This is a genomic window from Alcaligenes sp. GCM10023179 (assembly GCF_042653705.1).
GTDB lineage: Bacteria > Pseudomonadota > Gammaproteobacteria > Burkholderiales > Burkholderiaceae_B > Alcaligenes > Alcaligenes phenolicus.
This window is the reverse complement of record NZ_JBHSIQ010000001.1, coordinates 243,312-269,003: the sequence shown is the minus strand read 5'-3', so window position 1 is coordinate 269,003 and position 25,692 is coordinate 243,312. Positions and strand designations below refer to the sequence as shown.

Annotated in this window: 15 protein-coding genes; 3 read left to right on the top strand and 12 right to left on the bottom strand. The window is 55.0% G+C overall.

Annotation, left to right across the window (positions count from 1 at the left end):
- Positions 1-3: 3 nt before the first annotated feature.
- Genes wecC through ACFPDR_RS01205 form a run of 10 tightly spaced genes read right to left on the bottom strand, consistent with a single transcriptional unit; the run spans position 4 to position 17,958 of the window.
- Complete coding sequence (wecC, locus tag ACFPDR_RS01245; RefSeq protein ID WP_376910253.1) at positions 4-1,269, bottom strand: UDP-N-acetyl-D-mannosamine dehydrogenase; 1,266 nt, start codon at positions 1,267-1,269, stop codon at positions 4-6.
- Between the two features lie 14 nt (positions 1,270-1,283).
- Positions 1,284-1,685 (bottom strand): UDP-N-acetylglucosamine 2-epimerase, encoded by a 402-nt coding sequence (locus ACFPDR_RS18980; RefSeq protein ID WP_417281534.1) that lies wholly within the window; start codon positions 1,683-1,685, stop codon positions 1,284-1,286.
- Entirely contained in the window at positions 1,667-2,380 is a 714-nt protein-coding gene (gene wecB, locus ACFPDR_RS18975; RefSeq protein ID WP_417281533.1) for a non-hydrolyzing UDP-N-acetylglucosamine 2-epimerase, read from the bottom strand. The genes ACFPDR_RS18980 and wecB overlap by 19 nt, the downstream gene beginning before the upstream one ends.
- Before the next feature lie 49 nt (positions 2,381-2,429).
- Entirely contained in the window at positions 2,430-5,147 is a 2,718-nt protein-coding gene (locus ACFPDR_RS01235; RefSeq protein WP_376910251.1) for a hypothetical protein, read from the bottom strand.
- A 24-nt stretch (positions 5,148-5,171) separates the two neighbouring features.
- Complete coding sequence (locus ACFPDR_RS01230) at positions 5,172-6,362, bottom strand: chain-length determining protein (protein ID WP_376910249.1); 1,191 nt, start codon at positions 6,360-6,362, stop codon at positions 5,172-5,174.
- Positions 6,359-7,021: an ABC transporter ATP-binding protein gene (locus ACFPDR_RS01225; protein WP_137430562.1), complete on the bottom strand. Its 663-nt coding sequence runs from the start codon at positions 7,019-7,021 to the stop codon at positions 6,359-6,361. Before ACFPDR_RS01225 ends, ACFPDR_RS01230 begins: the two co-directional genes overlap by 4 nt.
- Positions 7,018-7,806, bottom strand: a complete 789-nt coding sequence (locus ACFPDR_RS01220; RefSeq protein WP_376910246.1) for an ABC transporter permease — start codon at positions 7,804-7,806, stop codon at positions 7,018-7,020. Before ACFPDR_RS01220 ends, ACFPDR_RS01225 begins: the two co-directional genes overlap by 4 nt.
- 42 nt (positions 7,807-7,848) lie before the next feature.
- Positions 7,849-9,048: a polysaccharide biosynthesis/export family protein gene (locus ACFPDR_RS01215; protein ID WP_376910244.1), complete on the bottom strand. Its 1,200-nt coding sequence runs from the start codon at positions 9,046-9,048 to the stop codon at positions 7,849-7,851.
- Positions 9,049-9,050: 2 nt separating this feature from the next.
- Positions 9,051-10,391: an aminotransferase class I/II-fold pyridoxal phosphate-dependent enzyme gene (locus tag ACFPDR_RS01210; RefSeq protein WP_203145376.1), complete on the bottom strand. Its 1,341-nt coding sequence runs from the start codon at positions 10,389-10,391 to the stop codon at positions 9,051-9,053.
- The gene (locus ACFPDR_RS01205; protein ID WP_376910242.1) at positions 10,384-17,958 is read right to left on the bottom strand and encodes an SDR family NAD(P)-dependent oxidoreductase; all 7,575 of its coding nucleotides are present in this window, start codon (positions 17,956-17,958) and stop codon (positions 10,384-10,386) included. Before ACFPDR_RS01205 ends, ACFPDR_RS01210 begins: the two co-directional genes overlap by 8 nt.
- Positions 17,959-18,960: 1,002 nt before the next feature.
- On the opposite strand from ACFPDR_RS01205, the gene ACFPDR_RS01200 reads away from it, so the two are divergent.
- Positions 18,961-20,451 carry a nucleobase:cation symporter-2 family protein gene (locus ACFPDR_RS01200; protein WP_035270114.1) on the top strand — a complete coding sequence of 497 codons (1,491 nt, stop codon included), beginning with the start codon at positions 18,961-18,963 and terminating at the stop codon, positions 20,449-20,451.
- 78 nt (positions 20,452-20,529) lie between these two features.
- Here ACFPDR_RS01200 and ACFPDR_RS01195 read toward each other — a convergent pair whose 3' ends face one another.
- Positions 20,530-21,393 carry a DMT family transporter gene (locus tag ACFPDR_RS01195; protein ID WP_376911055.1) on the bottom strand — a complete coding sequence of 288 codons (864 nt, stop codon included), beginning with the start codon at positions 21,391-21,393 and terminating at the stop codon, positions 20,530-20,532.
- A gap of 128 nt (positions 21,394-21,521) precedes the next feature.
- Between ACFPDR_RS01195 and ACFPDR_RS01190 the strand changes: the two genes are divergently transcribed.
- Positions 21,522-22,913: a PLP-dependent aminotransferase family protein gene (locus ACFPDR_RS01190; RefSeq protein WP_376910239.1), complete on the top strand. Its 1,392-nt coding sequence runs from the start codon at positions 21,522-21,524 to the stop codon at positions 22,911-22,913.
- A gap of 84 nt (positions 22,914-22,997) precedes the next feature.
- Positions 22,998-23,912, top strand: coding sequence for a DMT family transporter (locus tag ACFPDR_RS01185; RefSeq protein ID WP_083054887.1), 915 nt, complete (start codon positions 22,998-23,000; stop codon positions 23,910-23,912).
- 109 nt (positions 23,913-24,021) lie between these two features.
- Here ACFPDR_RS01185 and ACFPDR_RS01180 read toward each other — a convergent pair whose 3' ends face one another.
- Entirely contained in the window at positions 24,022-25,686 is a 1,665-nt protein-coding gene (locus ACFPDR_RS01180) for a PEGA domain-containing protein (RefSeq protein WP_376910237.1), read from the bottom strand.
- Positions 25,687-25,692: the final 6 nt, after the last annotated feature.

Genomic DNA, 25,692 nt, shown 5'->3' with positions numbered 1-25,692 from the left:
CGCTTATTCCGCAAACAAACCTACAACATCGATGCACTGAGCATGCTTGCGAATCTCAGCAACTTGCTCGATGAATGGACGATGTTTAACAAGAACGCAGACAACATCGGCATCAGCCATGGCGCTACCCAAAGCAGACAACTCAATACCCGTACCTTGTAGCTTGGCTGGCAATTCGCTGATATTGGGTTCTACGGCTTGTACCTTGCAACCCAAGCCGGCAATTTTCTTGGAAACACCCACTGCAGGGCTTTCACGCAAGTCATCGATATCGGGTTTGAAAGCCAGGCCCAGGCATGCCACTTTGATGTCAGCCATACGCGCATCAGGACGCAGCGACAATACGCCAGCAATAGCGGCTTTTACTTTCTCTACGACCCAATCGGGTTTGTAGTCGTTAATCTCGCGAGCCAAGCGAACAATGCGAGCCTCTTCAGGAGTTTTGTCCACGATGAACCAAGGATCCACGGCGATGCAGTGACCACCCACCCCGGCACCAGGCTGCAAAATATTAACGCGTGGGTGACGGTTAGCCAGGCTGATCAGTTCCCACACATTAATATTCAAGCGATCGCAAATCAGGGACAGCTCGTTGGCAAACGCGATGTTGACGTCACGGAAGCTGTTCTCTGTCAGTTTGCACATTTCAGCGGTGCGGGCATTGGTTGGCACCAAAGCACCTTCCACAAAAATTCGGTACAGCTCAATTGCCATCTCGGTAGCTTTTTGAGTCATGCCACCAATAACACGGTCATTGCTAACCAGCTCATGCACTACGCGACCGGGCAAAACACGCTCTGGGCAGTAGGCCACCTGAATATCAGCCTCCTCGCCTGCTTGCTGAGGAAAGCTCAGATCAGGACGAGCTTCAGCCAGCCACTGCGCCAATTGCTCGGTCGTACCAACAGGAGACGTCGACTCCAGAATAACCAGATTGCCTTTGGCCAGCACTGGCGCAATGGCTTTGGCTGCGTCGGCGATATAGCTCAAGTCAGGCTTGTTGCCTTCCAGGAAGGGGGTCGGGACGGCGATCAGAAACGCGTCCGCAGGTTCCGGGGTCAGCGTAGCGCGCAAGTAACCACCGTGCACGGCGGCCTGCACCAGCATATCCAGTTCAGGTTCAACAATATGAATACGGCCTTGATTGATCGTGTCAACCGCGTAGGCATTCACATCAACGCCAATGACCTTTTTGCGGCGGGAGGCAAATAATGTTGCAGTAGGCAGGCCGATATAGCCCAGGCCGATCATGGAGAGAGTTTCAAACATGCTGGTCTTCCGAATCAAGAGATCAAGGTTTTTAAAATTTCACTAATGCGGGTAGCGGCTTTACCGTCCCCATAGGGGTTGTGCGCCCGAGCCATACGCTCATATTCCGCAGCGTCATCCAGCAACTGCGTGGCAGCGCTGACAATGGCTTGTGTTTCTGTTCCCACCAAACGCACAGTTCCTGCATCCACGGCTTCAGGGCGCTCGGTCGTGTCACGCATCACCAATACCGGTTTGCCCAAAGAAGGCGCTTCTTCCTGAATGCCCCCGGAGTCGGTGACCAAAAGGTCACAACGATCCATTAGGTAAACAAAGGGCAAATAATCCAGTGGTTCGATCAAATGAACATCGGAAACGTCGGATAAGATACGACGTACTGGTTCCTGAACATTTGGATTCAAGTGCACTGGATACACCACCTGCACATCGCCACGGGAGGCAATCTGGCGCAAGGCCAGGCAGATGTTTTCAAGGCCAGGCAGATGTTTTCAAAGCCAGAGCCAAAGTTTTCGCGACGATGCCCCGTCACTAAAACCAAGCGTTTGGCTGGATTGATAAAAGAGAACTGAGCCTCAAAACGGCTGCGCAGTTCCGAGTCCTGACGTACGCGTGCTGCCACATCCAGCAGCGCATCGATGACGGTATTGCCCGTAATGTGTACCGTCTTGGGATCCACACCCTCACGCAACAAATGCGATTGTGATTGCTCGGTTGGGGCAAAGTGCACATCAGCCAGCACGCCTGCTTGGCGACGATTCATTTCCTCTGGCCATGGCGAGTACTTATTGTGAGTGCGCAATCCAGCCTCGACGTGGCCAACCTTGATCTTGGCGTAATAGGCCGACAAAGCTGCGGCCATGGTGGTAGTCGTATCACCATGCACCAGGATCATGTCTGGTTGCCATTGATTGTAGACATCACGCATGCCCAACAGCACGTTACTGGTGATGTCATACAAGTCCTGACCTGGCTTCATCAGGTTCAAGTCAAAATCAGGTTTGATGGAAAAAATATCCAGAACCTGATCCAGCATCTGACGGTGCTGACCAGTGACGCAAACGCGCGCTTCAAATGCAGAGTCGGCAGCCAAGGCCTTAACAACCGGAGCCATTTTGATAGCTTCCGGTCGTGTGCCAAATACAGTCAAAATCTTCATAAAATTACTTTGTATCTTTAGGATAAACAGTTAGTAAACAAGCGTCTTTTTCCAGCTTGTATTCAGTAGATGTTCCTGCGACGCCCAAGGCTTCTATATCTGCCAACCAGTGTTGCACCACTTGTTTTTCATCTTCGCGGATATAGTCATCCATCAGGAAGTCAATATGGGCATTGGGGAAATGCTCCATTAACAAAGGACCTGCGGGATATCGAGCTTGAGGGCCCGTAGCAGCCGGAGGACCATCTACAATCACCAGAATGCGTTTTCGAGTAGCTTGTCTTTGCTTGGCAAGTTTGGCCAAGGTGCTTTGGCAGCTGTAATACGGATAGACTTGGCCATCCGCTGCCTGCCAATCCTCAATAGGTGCCAATATCAACTGAACAGCCTTCTCCAGCCCTGCTTGCTGGACATAAGCCAGGGTTTGCTGATAGTACGAATCCAGATGATCGAAGGAAACAAACTGAGCCTGACGAGTCCCATTACGTTCGGCCATCAAAGTCAAAGACTTAGCCACGATGACGGTAGACATCCCCGACCCAAATTCAATCACAAGGTCATAGGTATTAAGCACCAGTTGCCGCATCAGGCATAAAGCAAAGTCAGCGGAGATTGGCCAGCTGTGCGCCTCACTGTTGAATGCGGGTAACACTCCAGTTGCAAAATACTCTTGCATCCCAACAAAAGACTGGAGCTGACGTACAGCATTGGCACTATTATTCTTAATTGCTGTTTCAAGATGGCGACGAGTTCGTACCAAATCGTCAGATTGTTTTTTAAACAATTCCTCATAAGCAGCCGGGACAACCGTCTCTCGCTTTACCAAGGTCTGCACTTGGGCGCTCAGCCGCTCTAGCAGATCTGTTTCACGTGCAGTCTGCGCCGCCAAGGTTTGCTGTAACTCCAGCTGACGGGCTTCCAGCGCCGCTTTACTCTTTTCCAAGCTCAGTTGCTCTTTAGCTTGCTGCAGCAGCTCTCCCTGACGCTGTGCGGCTAAAGCAATGTGTTCATCACGCACTTGAACAGCTTGATTCAGCTGAGCCCGCAAAGACTTATAGTCTGTTTGTTCCACATGGATCTGCTGTCTTGCCTCATCCAGTTGCTGGGCTATTGCCTGAGCTTGAGATTGCAAAGAGTGCACTTCATCCAAACGCTGGGCAGCAAGTCCAGCCAGCTCATCACGAGCACCTATCAACTCTTGCACTTGTGACGCTAAAGAGTTCTTCTCTGCCTGCGCCTCCCGCAATTGCCCTCGAAGCTCCTCAGACTCAGCAACTGATTCTTCCAGCTGAACTAATACGGACCCAACTTCCTCCAGGCGTTGATCTGCTATGACAAGCAATTCATCGTGAGCGATCATCAAAGTTTGAAGTTGTGACAGAGCTGCCTCTTTGTCCTGATGATGCGTCTGCAACTGCGCCTTCAGGCCCTCATATTGCTGCGCCATCTCCGCTAAGCCGCCCTGCACAGTGACACATTGCTCAAACCATTGCCCCGCTTGAGCTTCTTTCTCTAGAAGCGTTTGTTTAAGCCGCTTCAGATCAGCTTGCAAACCCATGCTCTCACGCTGCAACTGTGATCTCAACAGTCCCTCTTGCTCAAGTTCGCGCGTCAAGTCCGCCACTTGCTTAAGCGCAGCTTGCGTATTGTCTTGCTCTTGAAGCACAAGTTGTCGCTGTTGATCCCCTTCAAGCTTTCGCTCTTGGAGCCTTTCCTGGTACGCCTCTTCTAACTGCTGGATCTGTGTGCGCAACTCTTCAGCTATTACAAGTTGCTCTTGTTTCTCTTGCCTTAAATGCTGCACCTCATCTCGCGCATTCGACAGCTGTATACCTTGTTGCTCAACTACACCGGCCAAGGTATTGCGCGACTGGGCCAGTTCATCCCATTGGCGCCGCACATCCTCATACTCTGCATCAACCCCAGACAAAGAACGGGCTTGAGCCAAACGCACTTCTTTTGCTTGCTTCAACAAACGATCACGTTGACGCGCCTCAGAATCAGTAAAAGTCACATCTTCCGGCAAGAGCGCCAAGAGTGCTTCTGCCTCCAGCAAATCCCCCGACTCATGTAATCGGAATGCCAGCCACTTTTGACGAAACCCTCGTGGCTCCAGAGCAAACGCACGGCGCGCCATCGTTGCGACCAGGGTAGGCTCGGTCGTCATGTAAGTGCGGGCGACAGCCGTCCAAGCACTGGCTTGCACATTTTTTGAAACAGAAACCTGATTCAGCAAGGCCTCGACCTGTTGGTCCCCACCTTGCTGATAAGCCTGAATAACTTTGTCGAAAGACTTTCCACCCAACACAGCAGGGGGCTGCGTACGACGACTTTGACGCCAAGCTTGGCGTAAACGCCCAGGTACCGAAATTAACGAGCCAGTGGACTGCACACCCTCAATCAAAATATCGCCTAGCTGAGCGGCTAGGGCGTGTTGAGTCTTTAAATCATGTAGTTGGGTTTGCACCTTGAGCATGCACTCCAACCGGGCGGCTTCCGCCTGAGACTCTACAAGTCGCAAATCTACAGGCGCCACATTAATGACTGTCTGCGTCAAACCTCTCCCAACACCTTGGGGGCTCTCGTACAAACGACACAACTCTTCCTGCACGACCTGCAACTGGTCTAACAACAAGCAGTTTTCCTTCTCGATATGCTGCATCTGCTTGGACTCAGAGCACTCCTGACCTAACTCAGGCGACACAACAGGTGACATAGACATTAAATGAATTTCCTATCTTTCTTTTTAGTCGACATGGTCAAGCACAATACTCTTGAGCAGCTTCAATATCCCAGCCAGGATCAACGCCAACAGCAAGGTCACCAAGGTGTTATAGAGACGACGCGGCTCCATTGGATACTCAGGCAAAGTCGCCGATTGCAACACTGACACTTTCTCCAACATGCGAGTTGCATCAATACGCCCTTTCTCCAGAGCACTCAAAGAGGACTTGTAAAGCTCTTGGGTGAACTGCACGTTCATTTCAAGGCGATAAAACTCTTCTACATATTTATTCAATGTCCCACCCGATGGCGTCGCCAACTTCAGCTTTTCCTCTTTAATTTGCGCATCCACGGCTCTCAAAGATTGCTTAAGCATTAAAATATTGGGATGGTCTCGATCCAAAGTTTTGGGCAACGAGGCGAGTTGCGTCTGCAATTGAGCGCGCTGCCCTTCTAAAGCAGCCACAATGGCATTAATGCTTTCTGCTGTAGCTTGGGGCGACAGCAAACCGGCCTTGTTTTGATAGTTCAACAGGTCCTGACTGGCTTTCTGAAAGCGGTCCTGAGCTTGATCAACTTGAGTAACCAAGAAATTCACTTGCACCTGGGCCATTTCATGGCCAAGCACGTTCATGTAACGCTCGCCTTCCTGGACCAACTGCTGGGTAATAGCCTGTGCCATTTCGGGGTTGTAAGCTTGGACCTTGATACGTAACACACCAGAAAAGTCATCAAACTCCACCTCTACACGACGCAGATAATGACGATGAAACCACTCTAGCGAGGCGTCCTGAAACCACATCCGCGACACAAAATCATGGTCCGAGGAGCTGTAATGCGTACGTAAGTCCAAAGACTCATCAAGCTTCTTGAGCATGTCCACGGACAACAAGTAATCACGTAACAACAGCTGATTCGCGCGATCAACAGTAGCGACACCCGATACCAACATCCCTAGGTCAAAAGACGGTGCCCCTACCGAGTCTGTCTTTCGAATAATCACATTGGCCTCGGATACATAGCGGTTCGAGGCAAAAACTAACCAATACGCCGAAGCCAAAACAGCCAAGATCAGAATCACACGTACGGCATGATCAAATAAGCGCAATGAAAACCATGAGCGGAGGCGGGCCCCAAAAGAAGGTTTCTTTGAAACAGCCTTATCGGGAGCGGCACTAGCAGCCTGCGGAGTGACTTGTGGTGTATCTGTCATTTTGGAAGTGAATCCTTGTAGGCATTGAGCGCATCGTCAATCTGGTCAAACCAGTGCGCTCGCCCTTGATGCAGCCAGACACCAGCCTGGCAAAATTGTTTTAAGGTTTTATTGTCGTGGGCCACCATGATCAGGCCTGCACGATTTGTCATGGTTTTGAAAGCATCGGCTGCTTTCTTACGGAATGCTGCATCACCTGCCGCCGTCACCTCGTCCGAAATATACACATCGAAATTAAAAGCAAACGACAAGGCAAACTGGAGGCGGGAGCGCATTCCAGAGGAATAGGTATAGACCGGCTCCTCAAACGCTCGGCCCAATTCAGAAAAATCTTTAATAAAAGCGAGCCGGTCTGCCAAATCGTCTTGATGCCCATGTACTCGGCACACAAACTTCGCGTTTTGACGGCCCGTCAAGGTACCCTCCAGCCCACCATTCCCCATAGGCCAAGAAACCCTGCACAACCGCTGCACAGTCCCCTTATTGGGATGGTCCACCCCGCCGATCAAGCGCAGCAAAGTAGATTTACCGGCACCGTTAGCGCCGATCAAACCCACATTCACCTTGGGTGGAATTGTCAGGTTTACTCCTTCCAATACCCAACGGCCCACGCCATGGGCGGTCTTGTAGCGCTTATAAACATCATTGACGACGATCATTTCATCACCAACTGCTGTGTGAAGCGTCTATACAAAATCAAGCCTAAAAACAGACTTACTATCCCCCACAGATACAGGTATCCCATGCTGATGCCCGGCACCATGTGGTAGTAATTCGAAAAGCCTTTGCGCACTAACTCCAATCCATGCACTAAAGGATTAAACAAAAGCAGATCCCGATAAGGTTGAGGAACAGCTGAAATAGGCATGATGACCCCTGAAATCAAATACAAAGGCATCATCATGATTTTCAGTATGTGCTCAGTTTCGCGAACCAAGGCCATCAACACAGAGGCAACCAAGCCATAGCCTACGCCAAAGAGCCATAACCCAAACATCGTCACTAAAACCTGCAGAGGATCATCAGGCCGTACGTCATGCCCAAGCAATGCTGCGCCGGTCAAGATAATTGCAGACACCAAAGTCATCAAAAACGCTTCCAGGACGCCACGAGCAACAGAGGTATCAAACGGCTGCACCTGCCTATAAGCAAACAAAGGCTTATTGCTATCGACTGCATGCATCACCTGCATCGCAGTGCGGCGAAACATAAAAAACGCCAGCATCCCCACCACAATCCAGACAGTGACATCAATGCCACCGACTGTACGCAAACGAATCACTGTGAAGACGAACGTAATAAAACTGATATGCAGCACTGGCTCCATCAGCAACCAGAACCAGGCAGCCCGCATATCAAACAAGCGATCTAGGGACTCTCGCAAAACTAACGCCCGCCAGACCGCCCAAGTGACGGCCATGGGGCTGCGCACCTGCTTATTCATCTCGGCCTCTATTGAAGGAGTAGTTCTTAAACATGCGCACGATCACTTCATCATATTGTTCAAGGTCGTACTAGGCACAGCCACCGACACCACTAGACGCAGGAACTTCTGGAACTCAGCCGCTGGCGAATTCGAAACGTAGATCACGTCCTTGTCCTGCACCGGGAAGTTCTGTGTGACAAAGAATGAAGCCGGATCACGCAGGTCGATTTCATACACCACGGGCACGACGCCCTTCTTGTCCAGCAGAGACGACTCAGAGGCGCCTTCCACCAGCGCAGCATCTTCAAAGCGGAAGACAAAAACACCACGAGCATCAGCACGTGACGTATCCAGGCCACCGGAGCGGGCCAAGGCCTGCACCAAGGAAATGCCTTTAGCTTCAAACGGAATTTCTTCGTTCTTGCCGGTGGCACCCAAAATGGAGAAGCTCTGGTTCTGGTACAGCGCTGTGATCACATCACCCGGTTTCAGCATGATGTTCTGGTTCGGATTACGAATAATCGTATCCAGCGCCATGGTCGATGTATTCATCTCACGCGAGAGCTGAATGGCGATACGGTTGACCGCTTGCTTTACACCACCGCCTGCAGCCAGGGCATCCAGCAAGCGCTCACCTTTAGGCGTCAAGGGCATCAAGACGCTTTGATTGACCTCACCCACGACCGTCACGTTCGAGGTGTTGTTCTGAATGACGCGCACCAGAACCTGTGGATTATTGGCCTTGCCTTGCAGACGCTTGGCAATGCTTTCTTCAATCTGTTGGGTGTTGCGGCCTTTGACGGCAATACGGCCAGCGAAAGGCATGCTGATCATGCCATCGGGCGTGACCATCTGCTGAGGGAAAGCGACGGCATTGGTGGTTGCTGCCGTTGCCTTGGGATCCAGGGAAATGCTGCCAAACAGCATGGCCGGCGGCGCTTCCCAAACCGACACTTCCAGCACATCGCCGGGGCCAATCAGGTAGTTGTTCGAACCTGTGCTGGGGAACTGGGCGGCAAAGTCACCCATGCGCTTTTTAGCGGCCAACTTCTTGGTCAACTCGTCTGTCACGTTGACCAGGGTGATGCCTTCGATACGGCCTTCACGTCGTTCCTGTACTTGCTGGCGGCTGGGGCCGTCTGCAGGCATCCAGTCGGGCATCGTGGCACATCCGGCCAGTACGACGACCAGGGTGCTGGCCAGTACTGGCCGTCCCATTGCTGCAATCTTGCTTACTGCTGTGTGTAGTAATTGAGCCATGCTTATTTCTTCATGAGCGTGTGAACGGTTTCACACGCCAGGTCTATGTCATCCTGGCTATGTGTGGAGGACAGGAAAAAGCGCAAACGCGCTGCTTTTTCTTCCACCGCAGGATGGATAATGGGTTGCACATTCAGACCGGCATCAAACAACTGGCCGGACAGTTTGACTGCTTTAAGAGAACTGCCTGTAATCGCGGGAATCACGGCATAGCCTTCGGCAAAACCGGTATTGATTCCCATCGAGCGCATCGAATTCAGAAACTGACTGCCCCGTTCTTGCAGGGTATGCACACGCTCGGGTTCCCGGCGCATGATCTGCAGGGCTTTGAGTGAGGCAGCCGCCAGCACGGGGGAAATCCCCACGCTGTACACAAAGCCGGAGGCAGCGTACTTGAGCAGCTCCACCAGCGCGCGGTCGCCAGCGATATAGCCGCCGCAACTTGCCAGGGTCTTACTCAAGGTGCCCATCCAGATATCGACATCACGGCCTGCCACACCAAAATGCTCGTGCGAGCCGCGGCCTGTCTTGCCCAGCACGCCCAGGGCGTGGGCTTCATCGACCATCAAAAACGCTTTATACCGCCGCTTTATGTCAATAAATGCAGGCAGGTTCGGAATGTCGCCATCCATGCTGTACAAGCCTTCGATCACAATCAGCACACGTTCAAACTGGCCACGAATCTCGGCCAGAATGCGCTCTAGGGCAGCGCTGTCGTTGTGAGGGAATGAACGGCGGGCGGCACCCGATAACTGGATGCCTTGCAAAATACTGTTGTGGATCAGGCTATCGTGAATCACCAGATCCTTGGGACCGAACAAGTAACCAATGGTGCTGACGTTGGTGGCATGTCCACTGACAAAAACCACGCAATCATCGACCTCATAGTTCTGCGCCAGCTCTTCTTCTAATTCACGCTGGACGCGGCGCTCGCCTGCTACCAAACGGCTGGCCGAGGCCGATGTGCCGTACTGGTCCATCGCGGCTTTGGCGGCCGCATTCACTTCCGGGTGTGCAGAAAGACCCAGATAGTTGTAATTGGCAAAGTTCAGATAGTCGCGCCCGTCGATACGGGTGTGCGCAGCGGCCACACCATCGTGGCTGCGGAAAAAGGGGTTACGCACGCCCATACGATCAGCCATGGCCTTGGGCACCAGCATTTTCTCGTAACCGGGATGGCGGTCAAAGCGGGTGAAGGACTCCGGAATATGGCTGGCCGCCCCCTGATGAGTGGCGGACTGCTCGGCCATGCGGCCATTGCTGGCCGCTTGTCCGGTTTTACGTCCCAGAATGCGCTGTATCAGTTGTGCTTTACTGCCTGGCGCTAGATCGTTCTTACTCATTGATCAGTGATGTTCCTGTTTCTGCCAATCGCTGTACATCTTTTGCCAAGCCTTGCAAGTCAGCCTCGGACATATCGTCCCCGTGCTGACGTACGACATCGGCCACCAAGTGCCCAGCGTCCTGCTCTGCCGAGTCCTTGCCACCGGCCGTCAGCTTGTCCACAATGCGGGCCGCGACGTTCCAGACGGTGGGAGAATCGTTCAGCACCATGGCGGGCAACTGCACGCCAAAGCGTTGCTCCAACCCCAGGGCCAGTTCCACAGCCATCAAGGAGTCCATGCCCAGATCATGCAAGGAGCGCTGGGTTTCAATACGGTCTACTTCGGTGCGCAGAATGTTGGCAACTTCCTGCGCCACCCACTCGGCCACCAAAGCGTGAATTTGCTCGGGCGTTTTACCCGCGATCAAGGTGTGAATATCCTGGCCATCGCTGCCTGAGTCGTGATCCTTGCGGGCACGGTTCAAGATGGCAAAGCGTTCACTTTGGGCCGAGGCCAGCAAGCGTGCCAAGGCATTCCAGTCGAAGTTGGCCACAATGGACACTTCGCCATTGACGGCCAGGACGCGATCCAGTTGATCCAGTGCCTGATCCGACTGCAACGGCGCCTTGCCCAGACGTTTGCCCAAGCTGTCCTTCACAGTTTCATTGCGGGTCAGGTAACCTGCGTCGCCAATCGGTCCCCAGGCAATGCAGGACGCCGCCAGACCCAGGTTCTGGCGCAAGCGCGTTAAACCTTCCAGGCCCGCGTTGGCGGCCACATAGTTCGCCTGTCCGGGGTTACCAATAGAGGTCGTCACAGACGAATACAGCACGAAGTGGGACAGCTTCAAATCCTGAGTAGCCAGGTGCAGATTCCATGCACCCACCAACTTGGTTTGCAGCACCTTGTTCAAGCTGTCCTGATCCATATTGGCGATCAGGCGATCATCAAACACGGCGGCAGCATGCAGCACGCCAGTCAGTGGGCTATCACCCGTCTGAATCTGCGCGACAACAGCTTGTACTGCTGCGGAATCCGTAACGTCACACGCCACGATTTGCACACGACAGCCTTGTGCCTGGAACTGCTTCAGCAGCTCTTGTGCACCAGGAGTATCGGCACCGCGGCGACCAGCCAGGACCAGAGAGCGCACGCCACGCTTGACCAGCCATTGGGCGGAAGCCAAACCGAAGCCAGACAAGCCACCCGTAACCAACCACGTGCCCTGTTCGGACAAGTCGAGAGGGGCAGTGATTTGTTTTGCAGGCAAACGGGGTTGGGCATCCTTCAGGGACACCACCAGCTTGCCGATATGACGAGCCTGCTGCATGGCGCGGAATGCATCAACCACATGCTCAGCACCGAAGCTGCGGTAAGGCAGTGGGAACAGCGCGCCATCATGGAAAAGCTCCATGACTTCCTTGAACAAACGTCCCGCCAAAGCTGGGCGTCCCGTCAGCAGTTGGTCGGCATCAATACCGAAGTAGCTGATATTGCTCTTGAAGGGACGTAGACCAATCGGCGTGTTCTCGAAGAAGTCACGCTTGCCCAACTCCAGGAAACGACCAAAGGGACTCAAGACGTCCAGGCTGCGGCGCATGGCCTCACCCGCCAGCGAGTTCAGCACCACGTCCACGCCTTCACCGCCAGTGGCATCCATCACGTCCTGAGCAAAGCTCAGGCTACGCGAGTCGAACACATGGTCAGCGCCCAGCAGGGAGGCGAATACGCGTTTCTCGTCTGTACCGGCGGTGGCATAAATCTCGGCGCCCAAATGACGGGCCAGCTGGATTGCAGCAATCCCCACACCACCTGCGGCACCATGTATCAACACTTTTTCACCGGGCTGGATATGAGCCAGATGCGTCAGGGCGTAGTAGACCGTGAAGAACACCGTTGGAACGGTGGCGGCAGCTTCAAAATCCCAGCCTTCAGGCATGGGAGCGATAGCATCCGCACGTGTCACCACATGGCTGGCAAAGCAGGAGGAACCAAAACCCATCACCGGCTGGCCTACCGTCAAATTGGTGACATCAGCACCAACGCGTGTGACCACACCCGAGAACTCCAGGCCCAGGCTGGCACCGGCAAAACCGTTTTCTACAGCTTCGTCCGGCAACAAGCCCATCAAATACATCACGTCACGGAAGTTCAGGCCCGCGGCCATGGTACGGACTTCAACCTGATCCGCAGCCAGGCTCGGCGTTTGAACAGCTTGCCATTCCAGATTGCGCAGTTGTCCGGGCACCTGAAAGTCCAGCTTGAAGCGGGCATCCTGGCTTAGCTGGGCAGTCGCTGCCGCAGTAGCCTCTTCCAGTACCAAGGTATGGCGTGTGTCTTGAGACAAGACAATTTCTGTTGCTTCATCCGGCCACAGCAACTCCAGTTCCAGACGCTGAGCGATATCGCTGGCATTCACATCACCGGCCAGATCAATCAAGGTGCAGGACAAGGCGGGCAGCTCATTCATCACGACGCGACCAAAGCCCCACAAGGCCGACTGGGCTGGATTCACCGCCCAATCCAATTCCTCTGCCATCGCCGGCAAGGCACCGCCTTGCGTCACCAGGAACAAGCGACTTGAAACGGTACGGACGGACAAGTCCTGCGTCAGACTCAGCAGTTGCGCGCTGGTCTGGCTGACCGCAGCAGCAGTATCGGCCCAACCCAGCATCTGCACTACATTCAGAGGACTCTCATCAGCCAAAATGTCGGCACTGAGCGGCCAGATTTGAGCGTTAACTGTTTGGCCAGCTGCTTCCAAACGAGCTTGCAAAGAATGAGCTTGAACTTGAGAAGCCTCATCAAACAACAAGACCCATTTCGCTGCAGCGACGGCTTCCTGGTTTGGAATCGCCTGCGTTGTCGCGGCCTTGGCCAGCAACAAATAGGCACCTTCACTCAATTCCTGTGCGGCAGGCTCTTGCGCAGTTTGCACCTGCTCAAAACCTGCTTGCTCCAACGCCTTGTGCCAGCCTTCGGGCGACAACAAGGAGGAGGATTGCGACTCACCGGCGGGGTGCCACCAGCTTTGGTCCAGACCGGACAAGAAGTCTGCATGCCAGTCAGGGTGACACTCGGCCACCAGCAAGACTCCACCCGTCGCCAGCCATTGTTTGCTACGCATCAGGGCCGGCGGAACATGCACGGTACGGTGCAGGCTGTGGCGCAAAATCACGACATCAAACTGGGGCTTATCGACCTGCTCCAGTTGCCAGTCTTGCAGATCAAAACCGAGCACCTGCACGTTGCCCAAAGCATGGTGCTGCGTCGCCTGACGAGCCTGCAAATCAGCATCTGGCAAAGCCAATACGTATTCAAACTGGTCTTCGGACAGGCAAGCAGCCAGAGTCTTGGGCAAATCGCTTGGGCCTACGGCGACTTCCAGCACGCGCAGTCGCTGGGAGGCAGGCAAGTTCGCAGCCAGTTCTCGCAACTGGGTTTCCAGTGCCAGACGCACACCCAGATACATGGGGTCATCGTCATACAGCACTTCAACCACGGGGGAACGGCGCAAGGAAGCCAGCAGTTTTTCGCCTGAAATATCGCCACGCAACAAGGCCGGCAATTGGCGTCCGACCGAACCAATCTGGGTCAGTTGCGGCAAGCTGCTAGGCGAATCCTGCAAAATTGTGCGCCACAAGTCCTGGGCGGCAGGCATATCGGCCTGCTCCACCACACGATAGCCTTCGTCATCTTGCAGCAGCTCTTCAGCGCGCAACAGCTCGCTTAGCCAGCGGCCATACGGGCTATTCAATACTTCGGTGCTGAGTTCGGAAGGCTTTACGTTCTGGAAGGCTTCATAAATAAAGGACAGGCTCAAGGCATCCAGCAAAGGCAAAGTCTGCTGGAACCAGGTTTCTCGCTCTTGCTGCTGGTCAGCCAGTGCTGCCCAGCCGCTTTGGGCCAGTTGCTCAGGCGAGAGCGTAACGGCAACTCGCTCATCGCGAGGATGAGGGCGCAGATACGGGGTAATTTGCCAGTTCGACACCGCGTGGCGATCCTGGCGCAAGAAATACGCAGCGCGGAAACGGCAGGCCTGGGCGCTGGCCAGCAAACGGCCATCAGCTCCATACAACTCGAAATCCGTCAGTACCGAACGGGCACTGCTACGACGCAGGTGTGCACGGAAATGCGTTACCTGCCCTTCTGTAGACAGGGTGAAACGGCCTACTTTCACAGGCAGCAAGGCCACGCCTTGGCCTGCTTCAATATCTTGTGCGAAGAAATCCACCAGGGACTGGTAGCACACGTCCATCAAGGCCGGATGCAACAGATAGCCGTTTTGCTCCAGGCTGACGGGCATCTCCAGTTCGGCATTCAGGTAAGTACCTTGAACCTGCGAGGCTTTCAAACCCTGGAAGGCCGGACCGTAATCCAGACCCAGGGAATGCGCCAAGCGATAGTGTCGATCGCGATCAATATGCAGTTCAGCCGAGGCCAGGGGCGAGAGTTCCGCCACGGGCATGCGTTCATCCGAAGCCAGAATACGACCGCTGGCGTGTACCACCCACTCGTCCTGGCTCAAGCGTTGGCGACTCTTGATATGGAAGCTGCCATCACGCGGGCTCAGCACAAAACGCAGGCTGCGGGCATGTTCACCATCAAAAACCAGCGGAGCCAGAATATCCAGCTCGTCCACCAGGATCAGTGCTTCGCCCAGCCACTCACGAGCTGCAGCCAAAGCCATTTCCAGATAAGCGGCACCTGGGTACACCATGGCACCACCCACTTTGTGATCCGCCAGCCAAGGCAAAATCACCGGGTCCAGCACGTTTTCCCAGCTGATATCGCTATCCGGCAAACGCCAACCCAGCAAATCATGCACACGCCGGCGCTCGATGGAGCGCATCCCTTCTGTGCTGCTCTTGTACCAATGACGCTCGCGCTGCCATGGGTAAACGGGCAGCTCCACTGGATTGCCAGCCCCGGGGAAACGGGCTTTCAATTGGGTCGGCAATAAAGCCAGGGTATGCAAGGCCGTATCAGTCAGCCGCTGCGGGCCATCGTCATGCTTGCGCAAGCTGGACAACACCACACCCTGAACCTCACACTGAGTCAGGGTTTCACGAATGTAGCGCTGCAAAATGGCGTGCGGGCCAATTTCCAGAAATACGCGGCAGCCCTGGTTCGCCAGACAGGCAATAGCCTGCTCGAACTGCACGGGTTCGCGAATATTGCGCCACCAGTAATCCACGCCCAGCTCTTGCGGGGACAGTTCTTCACCCGTAACGGTCGAGACAAAACGGGCTTGTGGAGACTGCTGACCGGGCTGCAAATCGCCCAGGCTCTTTTCCAGATGCGGCAGCAAGCCATCCATATAGGGACTGTGAAAGGCGTAATCCAAATCCAGCAGGCGGAAGAAAACGCTTTGTCCTTCCAGAGCAGACTGAATACGCTGCAAGCCTTCCAGACTGCCGGACAGAGTGATATTGGAAGGGCTGTTTACCCCCGCCACATTCACGCCCAAGTCCGCACCCAAGCCTTCCAGCAAGGTGTTCACCGCTTCGTGCGACAGACCGATAACGGCCATCCGGCCTTGGCCACGAGTCAGACCTTGAGCCTGACTACGGGCACAAATAACGCGTATGGCTTGTTCCAGATCCAAGGCACCGGCGGCCCAGGCTGCAGCGATTTCGCCCACACTGTGACCGGTCACGGCATCAGGCTGAATACCCTCTTCGCGCAGCATGCGCGTCACAATCACTTGCACCGCAAACAGCAAAGGCTGGGCGACTGTCGTGTCGTCCATGCGGGAAGCGGCAGGTTCGGCCTGCAATTGCTCCAGCAGCGAGAAACCCGCCAGGGGCTTCATCATCGCATCCAACTCGGACAGCAAAGTCGCGAAACGAGGGGACTCGCGCAACAAGGTCACACCCATGCCCAACCACTGCGCTCCGTTGCCGGCGTACACAAAGGCCAGCTGACCTTCTTTATTCAAGGCATCTACGGTTTGCAGACCTTGCGGATTTTGTCCCTGGGCGTAAGCACGCAGTTGTGCCACGCCTTCTGCGACCGTTTCGGGCTGAATGATCAAAGCACGCGACAAAGCCTGACGACGATGAGCGACTGCATAGCTGATATCGTAAAAATCCTGCGCGGTCTTGTTATCCAGCAAATCCGCGTAATTACCAGCCTGCTCGCGCAGAGCGCCTTCTGTCTTGGCCGACAAGACCAAAGGCGGCAAATCCGAGTTCGGCACAACAGCCGACTGAGTCGCCATCGCTACGGGAGCCTGCAGCAGGACGTGCGCGTTGGCACCGCCAAAGCCAAAAGAATTCAGGCCCGCCACCAAAGGCTTGCCGTCGGTGCGTTGCAGCTCCCGGCCCTGGGGCAACAATTCCAGATTCAGGCCATCAAAATCAATCGCGGGATTGGGGGTGTTCAAATGCAAAGCAGGCGGCAGGGCTTGATGCTGCAAAGCCAGAACGGTCTTGACCAGACCGGCCATCCCAGAGGCCGACTCCATATGCCCCAGGTTTGCTTTGACCGAGCCGATAGGCAAACGCTGTTCGCGCGATTTTCCATACACCGCACTGATTGCGGTGGTTTCGATAGGGTCACCTACTGCCGTACCGGTGCCGTGAGCCTCTACAAAGTCCACATCACCCGCAGCCAGACCACTGCGCTCCAGCACGGAGCGCATCAACTCAATTTGTCCCTGGCAGCTAGGAATGGTGATGCCGGTCTTGCGGGCACCATCGGCATTCACGCCGGTTGCCAAAATGACAGCCTGTACTTGATCGCCATCGGCCAGGGCTTGCTCCAAGGGCTTGAGCATCAGGACAGCACCGCCCTCGGAACGGACATAGCCATTACCGGCTTCATCGAACGCCTTGCAGCGGCCATCTGCCGACAGCATCGACGCTTTGGTAAAGCCCACAAAGGGATAAGGGTGCAGCAACAAATTGACGCCACCGACCAAAGCGGTGGACGCCTCGCCATTGCGCAAACTTGAGCAAGCTTGATGCAAGGCCACCAAGGAGGACGAGCAGGCCGTATCCACCGCCATGGATGGTCCGTGCAAATCGTAGATATAAGACAGACGATTGGCCGCAATACTCATGGTATTGCCAGTCATCATATGAGCAGTCAGGCTGGACAGATCATCCAGGCCGCGCATGCCATAATCCAGACCGGAAATACCGACATATACCGCACAGTCGCTACCGGCCATGCTGGAGGGCAAAACGCCCGCGTTTTCCATGGCTTCCCAGGACAGTTCCAGCAACAAACGCTGTTGAGGATCCAGCCAGGCAGCTTCACGAGGGGAAATGCCAAAGAAATCCGCATCGAACTCGTCGATACGCGACAGGACGCCGGCCGAAAAAGTGATACTACGACCAGGTTCGGACCGTTTATCGTGCTGCAACTCGGTAGTCGCCCATCGATCCGCGGGGATTTCCGTAACCAGGTCGCGCTTTTCAATTAGAGCATTCCAGAATTGGTCGGGCTGCGACAAATCGCCCGGAAAGCGAAATGCCATACCAATAATGGCAATTGCTCCAGACGCAGTATTACTTTTATTAATATCCGTACGGGATGCTTCTAACTCCTTAGCACCCTTGCCTGTATTTTGAGACACGCACCCTACCCTTTCGATCTTTACTGACTTGCCCTGTCAACGCGGAGCACGGAATAGTCATATTTGATAAAACGCTATTTCGGACAGCGACTTCTGACATAGCCGTGTCGCAGGAAGCACACCAGTAAACAATGGCGAAATTTACGTCCAGTTACTATGATTTACAAACCATAATTACATGGAATTTATATAAACCTCATGCAATTTGATAATATTTATTTTCGGTTTTTATTTAAGCATCTGTGCAAAAAATAAAATATCCAAATTAAATATCCACTGACAATATTGTTCTATTTATTGTTAACAACAAAACGAGTGTTTGAAAAAATAACAAAGCCTTGGGATAATTTACCAAGGCAGTCTAATCAAGCTACTAGGCAAAATTTCAAAGGTATTTTCATTTCGCCGCCACCTTGAGCAAAATGAAACTTTTAATTCAATCTTGAACAAAGACCGTTGTCTACCTAGAAAACTCTTCTCGCTTGGCAGAACGCTGCTGCACCGCAAAAAGATTAGCAGTTGGGAATGTTACCATTACGCAGTTGTTCTAATCCATAAAGAATTGAAATGGAGCAGCGGTTCACTGTAACAATCCGATGCTGCGCTAAAGGCGCCAAACAAGCTTCTTCGGGACTATCAGGCAACTTACAAGCCAGTCATAACTGACACTTGCAGGCCTTGTTGCAGGGAAGAAAAGACCCTCCGGTCGTATTCAAAAACTCATTTTTGATACAAAGACGACAGGCCCGCAACGAGCGCAAAACCGTTATTGGTGCCGATATACAACGAGTTCACACCCAGACCTGACCATGTGCCACCAAAGCAGTGTTTTCCCTTAGCTGCATCAAAAACACCCGAATCAGGACGCTTTTTTTGGGGGTTATCCCTCATCTATAGCTAGGTCCACCTAGGCTCTATACGAATTGTCTTATGACAGGGCTGTCGCACGCCGTTACATTGAAATGGCTTCATCTAATAATTAATCCACTCTGGAGACATTTCATGGGTACGAACGCGACCACCGCACCCGTCGACGAACGATTACCGAACGGCAGGCTGGCTGCACTGGGCTTGCAGCACGTTCTGGTAATGTACGCCGGTGCCGTCGCGGTTCCACTAATTGTGGGCCGGGCATTAAACCTGACGTCTGAAGAAGTATCAATCCTGATTGCTGCTGACCTGTTTGTCTGCGGCATCGTGTCCATCATCCAATCGATGGGCTTTACGCAGTATTTTGGTATCAAGCTGCCCGTCATGATGGGCGTGACCTTCGCCGCTGTCGGCCCCATGGTCTCCATGGCACAGGCCAACCCCGGCCAGGAAGGAGCCCAGTTACTCTTTGGCACGGTCATCGGGGCGGGGATCATCACCATGATCATCGCCCCTGCCGTCAGCCGCATGCTGCGCTTTTTCCCGCCTGTGGTCACCGGCACCATTATTGCCATGATCGGCATTACGCTGATGCGAGTGGGGATCAACTGGATTTTCGGTAACCCTGTTGGCCCTACCGCCCCCACGGTCATCAACCCCGACCACCTGGCCTGGATTCAGCACGCACAATCGGCCGCAGCCATGCCCGGCTCGGCCTTGCCCCCACCTCCAGAAGGTCTGGCCTTGAAAGCAACGGTACCGAACCCGCGCTACGCCAACCTGACTGGCCTGGGCATTGCCGCCATCGTGCTGACCTCGATCCTGCTGATCGCCAAATTTGCCAAAGGCTTTCTGGCTAACGTGGCCGTCTTGCTGGGTATTGTTATTGGCGCCATTGTGGCCTCGGCCATGGGCATCATGACCTACGAGAAAGTCGCCAATGCAGCTTGGGTTGATCTGGTTCTGCCCTTCCACTTCGGGATGCCCAAGTTCAATATCCTGCACATTGCGACCATGACGCTGGTCATGATTGTGGTGCTGATTGAGTCTACCGGCATGTTCCTGGCTCTTAGCGACATGACAGGCAAGAAAGTGGATCAGAAAGATCTGGCACGCGGCCTGCGCACCGACGGTCTGGGCACCTTGCTGGGCGGCATTTTCAACACCTTCCCCTACTCCAGCTTCTCGCAAAACGTGGGCCTGGTTGCCGTGACAGGCGTGCGCAGCCGCTTTGTCTGCGTGGCCGGGGGTGTGATTTTGATCATTCTGGGCCTGCTGCCCAAAATGGCTGCCCTGGTTGAGTCCCTGCCCACAGTGGTGCTGGGCGGCGCCGGGATTGTGATGTTCGGTATGGTGACGGCCACCGGTATTCGCATCCTGTCCAACGTGGATTACAAAACCAACCGCAACAACTCCATGATCGTGGCCATCTCCATTGGCGTCGGCATGATTCCGCTGGTTGCGCCCAACTACATGCAGTGGATGCCTCACGCCATTCACCCGCTGATCGAATCGGGCATCTTGCTGACCTCGATTGCTGCCGTTCTGCTTAACTTGTTCTTTAATGGTGCTAAAGAAGATACGCATGCAGCGGTAGAAGCAGCCAAGCACGCGGAAGCCTAAAACGCTTGCTCAGCTTGTCTTGAAACCGGCCTGTCCATGAATGGGACAGGCCGGTTTTTTATCGTCCGGCTTCTGCCATCAGGAGGCAAAGCGCCGCGCACCGGCTACGCATAAGGCAGCGCCTAAAGTCACCCAGATCATGCTGGCATTGACGGACTCACCCAGCAAGGCGGCAGCCAGTCCCAGGCCCATAAAAGGCTGCAACAACTGCAGTTGCCCCACTGCGGCAATCCCGCCCTGCGCCAACCCCCGATACCAGAACACAAACCCCAGGAACATGCTGAACACTGACACATAGCCGAAACCTAACCAAGCTGCTGTATTCACATTGCTGAATGTTTGCGGCCAGAACCACAGCATCATGACGAACATGAAAGGCGAGGAGAGCACCAGGGCCCAGCAAATAACTTGCCAGCCACCCAAACGACGCGACAGACGTCCACCTTCGGCATAACCCAAGCCACACACCACCACGGCGGCCAGCATATACAGGTCCCCTTGCCAGGCCGCATCCAGACCTTCTCGCGCGGCATAGGCCATCACCAGCAAGCAGCCCAAAGCAGAGCACAGCCAGAACACGGGCTTATGCCGCTCTCCGGCCAAGACCACCCCGAAGAGGGCTGTGCACAAAGGCAGCAAGGCGACATACACAATAGAATGCGCCGAAGTGATGTACTGCAAGGCCAGCGCCGTCAACAAGGGGAATCCCAGCACGACACCAAAACCAACCACGGCCAGGGGTAACAAGTCTGATCGCTTTGGCCGTGCCACACGCCCGATCAGCAACCAGACAGCTGCCAACAAGGCAGCGACTACCGCTCGCGCGCCAGTCAGAAAAAAAGGATCCATGCCCAGCACAGCAACACGTGTAGCCGGCAGAGATCCGGCAAAGATTGCTACGCCTATAAAGCCATTTAGCCAGCTGACTGCCTTGCTATCCATCATTCACTCTCCAACAAAGATGCTTGTCAGTACAACACAGCTATGCCAGCATACACAGGCACAGTACAGTACAGTTTTAAAAAACTGTACTGCTTACCAGACCCGTACACCGTGCCCGAGCCCGCCCCATGTCTGCTTTGACCCGTATCGACCACATCATGCAATCCGTACGTGAACGCATCGCGGCACGGACCTACCCGCCCGGCACCCGCCTGCCATCCGTACGCGCACAAGCAAAATCGGCGGGCGTGTCGGTGTCCACGATTGTCGAAGCCTATGGCAGGCTGGCCGCCGAAGGTCTGATCGAGGCTCGCGCAGGTTCCGGCTTTTATGTGACGGCTCCTTTGGCTCCACTCAGCTTGGCCGCCCTGGAACCAGCTCTGGAAAAGGATATCGATCCTTTATGGATCTCGCGCCAATCTCTGGAAGCCGAGGCCGATGTCCTGATGCCCGGCTGCGGGTGGCTGCCCTCGGATTGGATGTATGACCAAGGAGTGCGCCGCGGTTTACGTAAGGCCGCCCGTAGCCCCAGCGCGGACTTGACGGACTACGGCTCGCCTCTGGGCCTGGAGCCCTTGCGACAAATGCTGGCCCGTCGTCTCGTGCAGTCCGAAATAGATGCTGCCCCGCATCACATCATGCTGACCGACTCGGGCACTCAAGCTATTGACCTGCTTTGTCGCTTCTTTCTGGAGCCAGGCGATACGGTCCTGGTGGACGACCCCTGCTACTTCAATTTCCATGCGCTGCTGCGAGCGCATCGGGCCAAAATCGCCAGCGTGCCCTATACCCATCAGGGCCCTGATCTGGCGGCCTTTGAGGCTGCCCTTAAAGAACACAAACCCCGCCTGTACATCACCAATTCAGGCATACACAATCCAACCGGCGCACGTCTTTCGGCCATGACGGCCCATAGCGTGCTGGCCATGGCGCAACGTGCCGACCTCTACATTATTGAGGACGATATTTTCGGAGATCTGGAGACCCGACCCGCTACCCGACTGGCGGCACTGGATGGGCTGTCCCGCGTAGTACAGATAGGCAGTTTTTCCAAAACACTGTCGGCCGCCTTGCGCTGCGGTTATATCGCGGCCCAGACTCCATGGATCGAGAGCCTGGTCGACTTGCGTACCGCCACCAGTTTCAGCAGCAACCGCCTAGCCTCACATATTCTGAACAGCGCGCTTGGCGACAGCGGCTATCGCAAACATCTGGAACGAGTTCGATACCGGCTCTCCAAAGCCATGGATCATGCCGTGACACAGCTGCAGCAACTTGGCCTGACACCATGGCTGCGCCCCCGCGAGGGCATGTTTCTCTGGGTGCGCCTGCCCGCCGGGCATGATGCCTTGAGCCTGACACGCGCCTGCCTGCCCCACGGCATCGTGCTGGCCCCTGGCCCTGTTTTCAGCCAAGCTCCTGATGCTGTCCAGTTTCTGCGCTTCAACGTCGCTCAATGCGGGGACAAACGCGTCTTCAACGTCCTGAAACGGGCTTTGAACAACGAGCTGTCTGTTTAAAGCATCAAGGGATTTCAGACCTTCCACTTGAACGCCCCGCATCAGTGTCCTGGTCGCTACCAGAGGATTACAATCGGCTCTGTTATGCGGCCCATGCGGACCGCCGCCACCAATCTGACTCCCATGTCCCCCAAAGACTTACGCGATTTATTCCTGCTGGCCGCCATCTGGGGCGGCTCGTTTTTATTTACGCTGCAAGCGGTCCCCGACTTTGGCCCCTTTCCCCTGACCGCCATACGGGTCGGTGTCAGCGCCCTGGCCTTGATGAGCTACATCACCGCCACGGGACGCTTGCCCATCTTTCTGGCGAACTGGAAACCCATCTTTGCGCTGGGCATTCTGAATGCCGCCGTGCCCTTCTCCTTATACGCCTTCGCAGCCTTGCGACTGGAGTCGGGATTGCTGGCCGTCTTGAATGCCATGGCTCCCTTGTTCGGCGCACTGGTGGCACGAGTCTGGTTGAAAGAGCGCCTGACACCCAGCCGCATTCTGGGCCTGTGTCTGGGCTTTCTGGGCATTCTGATTCTGGTGTACGACAAGCTCAGCTTCAATAAAGGCGCCGAAGGCTGGGCTGTGCTGGCATCTTTGCTGGCCACAGTGTTTTACGGTATTGCCGCCAACTTTACCGCCCGCTATCTGCGCGGCGTGCAGCCACAGGCAGTAGCAGCAGGCAGCATGGTCAGCGCAACATTGGTTCTATTGCCCGCAGCCATTTACTGGTGGCCCGCACAGTTTCCGGGCCTGCATGCCTGGGGGGCTGCGCTGTCCTTATCCCTGCTGTGCACGGCCGTCGCCTATCTGATTTTTTACCGCCTTCTGTCCAATGTCGGCCCCTCCAAAACCATTACGGTGACCTTTTTGGTGCCACCTTTTGGGGTGTTGTGGGGTGCCTTGCTGCTGGACGAGGCCCTGACCGCGCAGATGCTGATCGGTATGAGTACCGTTCTGTTCGGGACATTGCTGGCTACAGGGCTGATCGGCAAGCGCAAGACGACGTAAGTCAGCTACGCCGCCTTCGAGCGTCTTCGTTCTCGGTTCTCGGTTCTCGGTTCTCGGTTCTCGGTTCTCGGTTCTCGGTTCTCGGTTCTCGGTTCTCGGTTCTCGCAGCCTATTTGAACTCGTGACTGACGCTGGCCGTCTTTCCTGAGCGTACCCGTATTGTTGTGCTGAACTCCGGCAAGCCCGCATTCTTGACAACAATGCGGTGCGAGCCTGGAGCCAGAGACAAGGACTTCAAAGGCGGACTGACACCTTGCTTGCGGCCATTCACATAAACCTCCCCCCAAGGGCGTACATCCAGGGCGACGGTGCCCTTGGCAGGTGGCGCGGGCTTGGCAGCGACAGGTTCCAGTTGTTCCACATGATCAACTTGCGCGGAAGGTGCTGAGGATTCGGCTTGCGTGCTTGTGGCAACTCCTGAAGCAGCAGACGTGTTAATCCCAGTAGCTCCCGTTGCTCCGGCACTTCCCGCGGCTCCGATGGTTTCACTAACACCCGGGCTTCCCGTTGCTGCGACTTCTCCTCCCGTAGCTCCAGAGGCGTCAGTTGTTCCGGCTGTTCCGGCTGTTCCGGCTGTTCCGGCTGTTCCGGCTGTTCCGGCTGTTCCGGCTGTTCCGGCTGTTCCGGCTGTTCCGGCTGTTCCGGCTGTTCCGGCTGTTCCGGCAGCATGATCGGCCAAAACCAGGCGAGCTGCATCATCCGATGTGTTTTGTGTTTGAACTGGCAAAGCAGGCTGCAAAGCTCCCGACTCGACCAGCAGTTTCAACTCCGGTGTTGTCGCGGCTTGCGAGCCCGAAGCCTGGGCTAATTGCTGCCCTGCCACCGAGTCATTTTGTGCACCTGTCGACTGCAACCCAAGCTGATCTGATCCTGCCACCGAAGGCTGCCCCGATTGGGAGGCAGACCCCACCCCTGCACCCAAAGCAGCCACATCATTCGGCTTGGACTCTCCATCCGCTACCAGCCCGCCCTGCAACTCCGACGTGATTGATCCCGGTCCCGGCCTTGATGTGGACTCCTCAGGCGTGTCGCCCACCACCGCCGGACGATTGGCATCAGACGAAGCAACAGCGGGCCCGGAAGTATCGCCATCGCCGCTCCAATACGCCGCCCCCAGCCCTGCCAGAACGATTACTGCCAAGCCCGCCAGCCACAATGGCAAGGAAGGCCGGCGTTCAGGCGTAATCGGCAACATAGTTTGCGCAGCGGGAGCATGTGCGGGCACAGGCTCTGGCACTTGCCCCAATCGTTCCAGCCTTCGGTAAGAAGCCATGGACTGAGGCCGCTGCACCCAGTCAAGGGCCAGACCCTGCAACATGGCCTGCGTCGGACCGTCCGCGTCCTCGTCCATCACCACAGGATCTTTCAACTGCCGCCAAGGGGCGGCCATCAGAGGAAAGCCCGTTGTCAGTTGCCAGCGCAAGGCCGCATAAGCGTAGACATCCGTCCAAGGGCCAGCAGGCCGCACAGGATCATCCACATATTGCTCGGGGGCCGCGCAAGGCTCATCAAAGGCCATACCCTGAGCACGCGCCTGTGCCAGACTGCGCTTGTGCATGTTCTGCTCCAGCGGCAATAACTGAACCAGACCTTCATCACTCAAAACCACCGTATCCAGCCCCAGCACGCCATACCATTCCTGGCTCTCATGCAGCTCGGCCAGTTGCAAAGCCAATTGATCCAGAATCACCAGCCGTTGGTCCAGCAGCAAAGAGTCCAGAATCTGCCCCAAAGGGCGACCTTGAATATCCTTGGCAGAGTTTGTACGTTTCATGAAAGG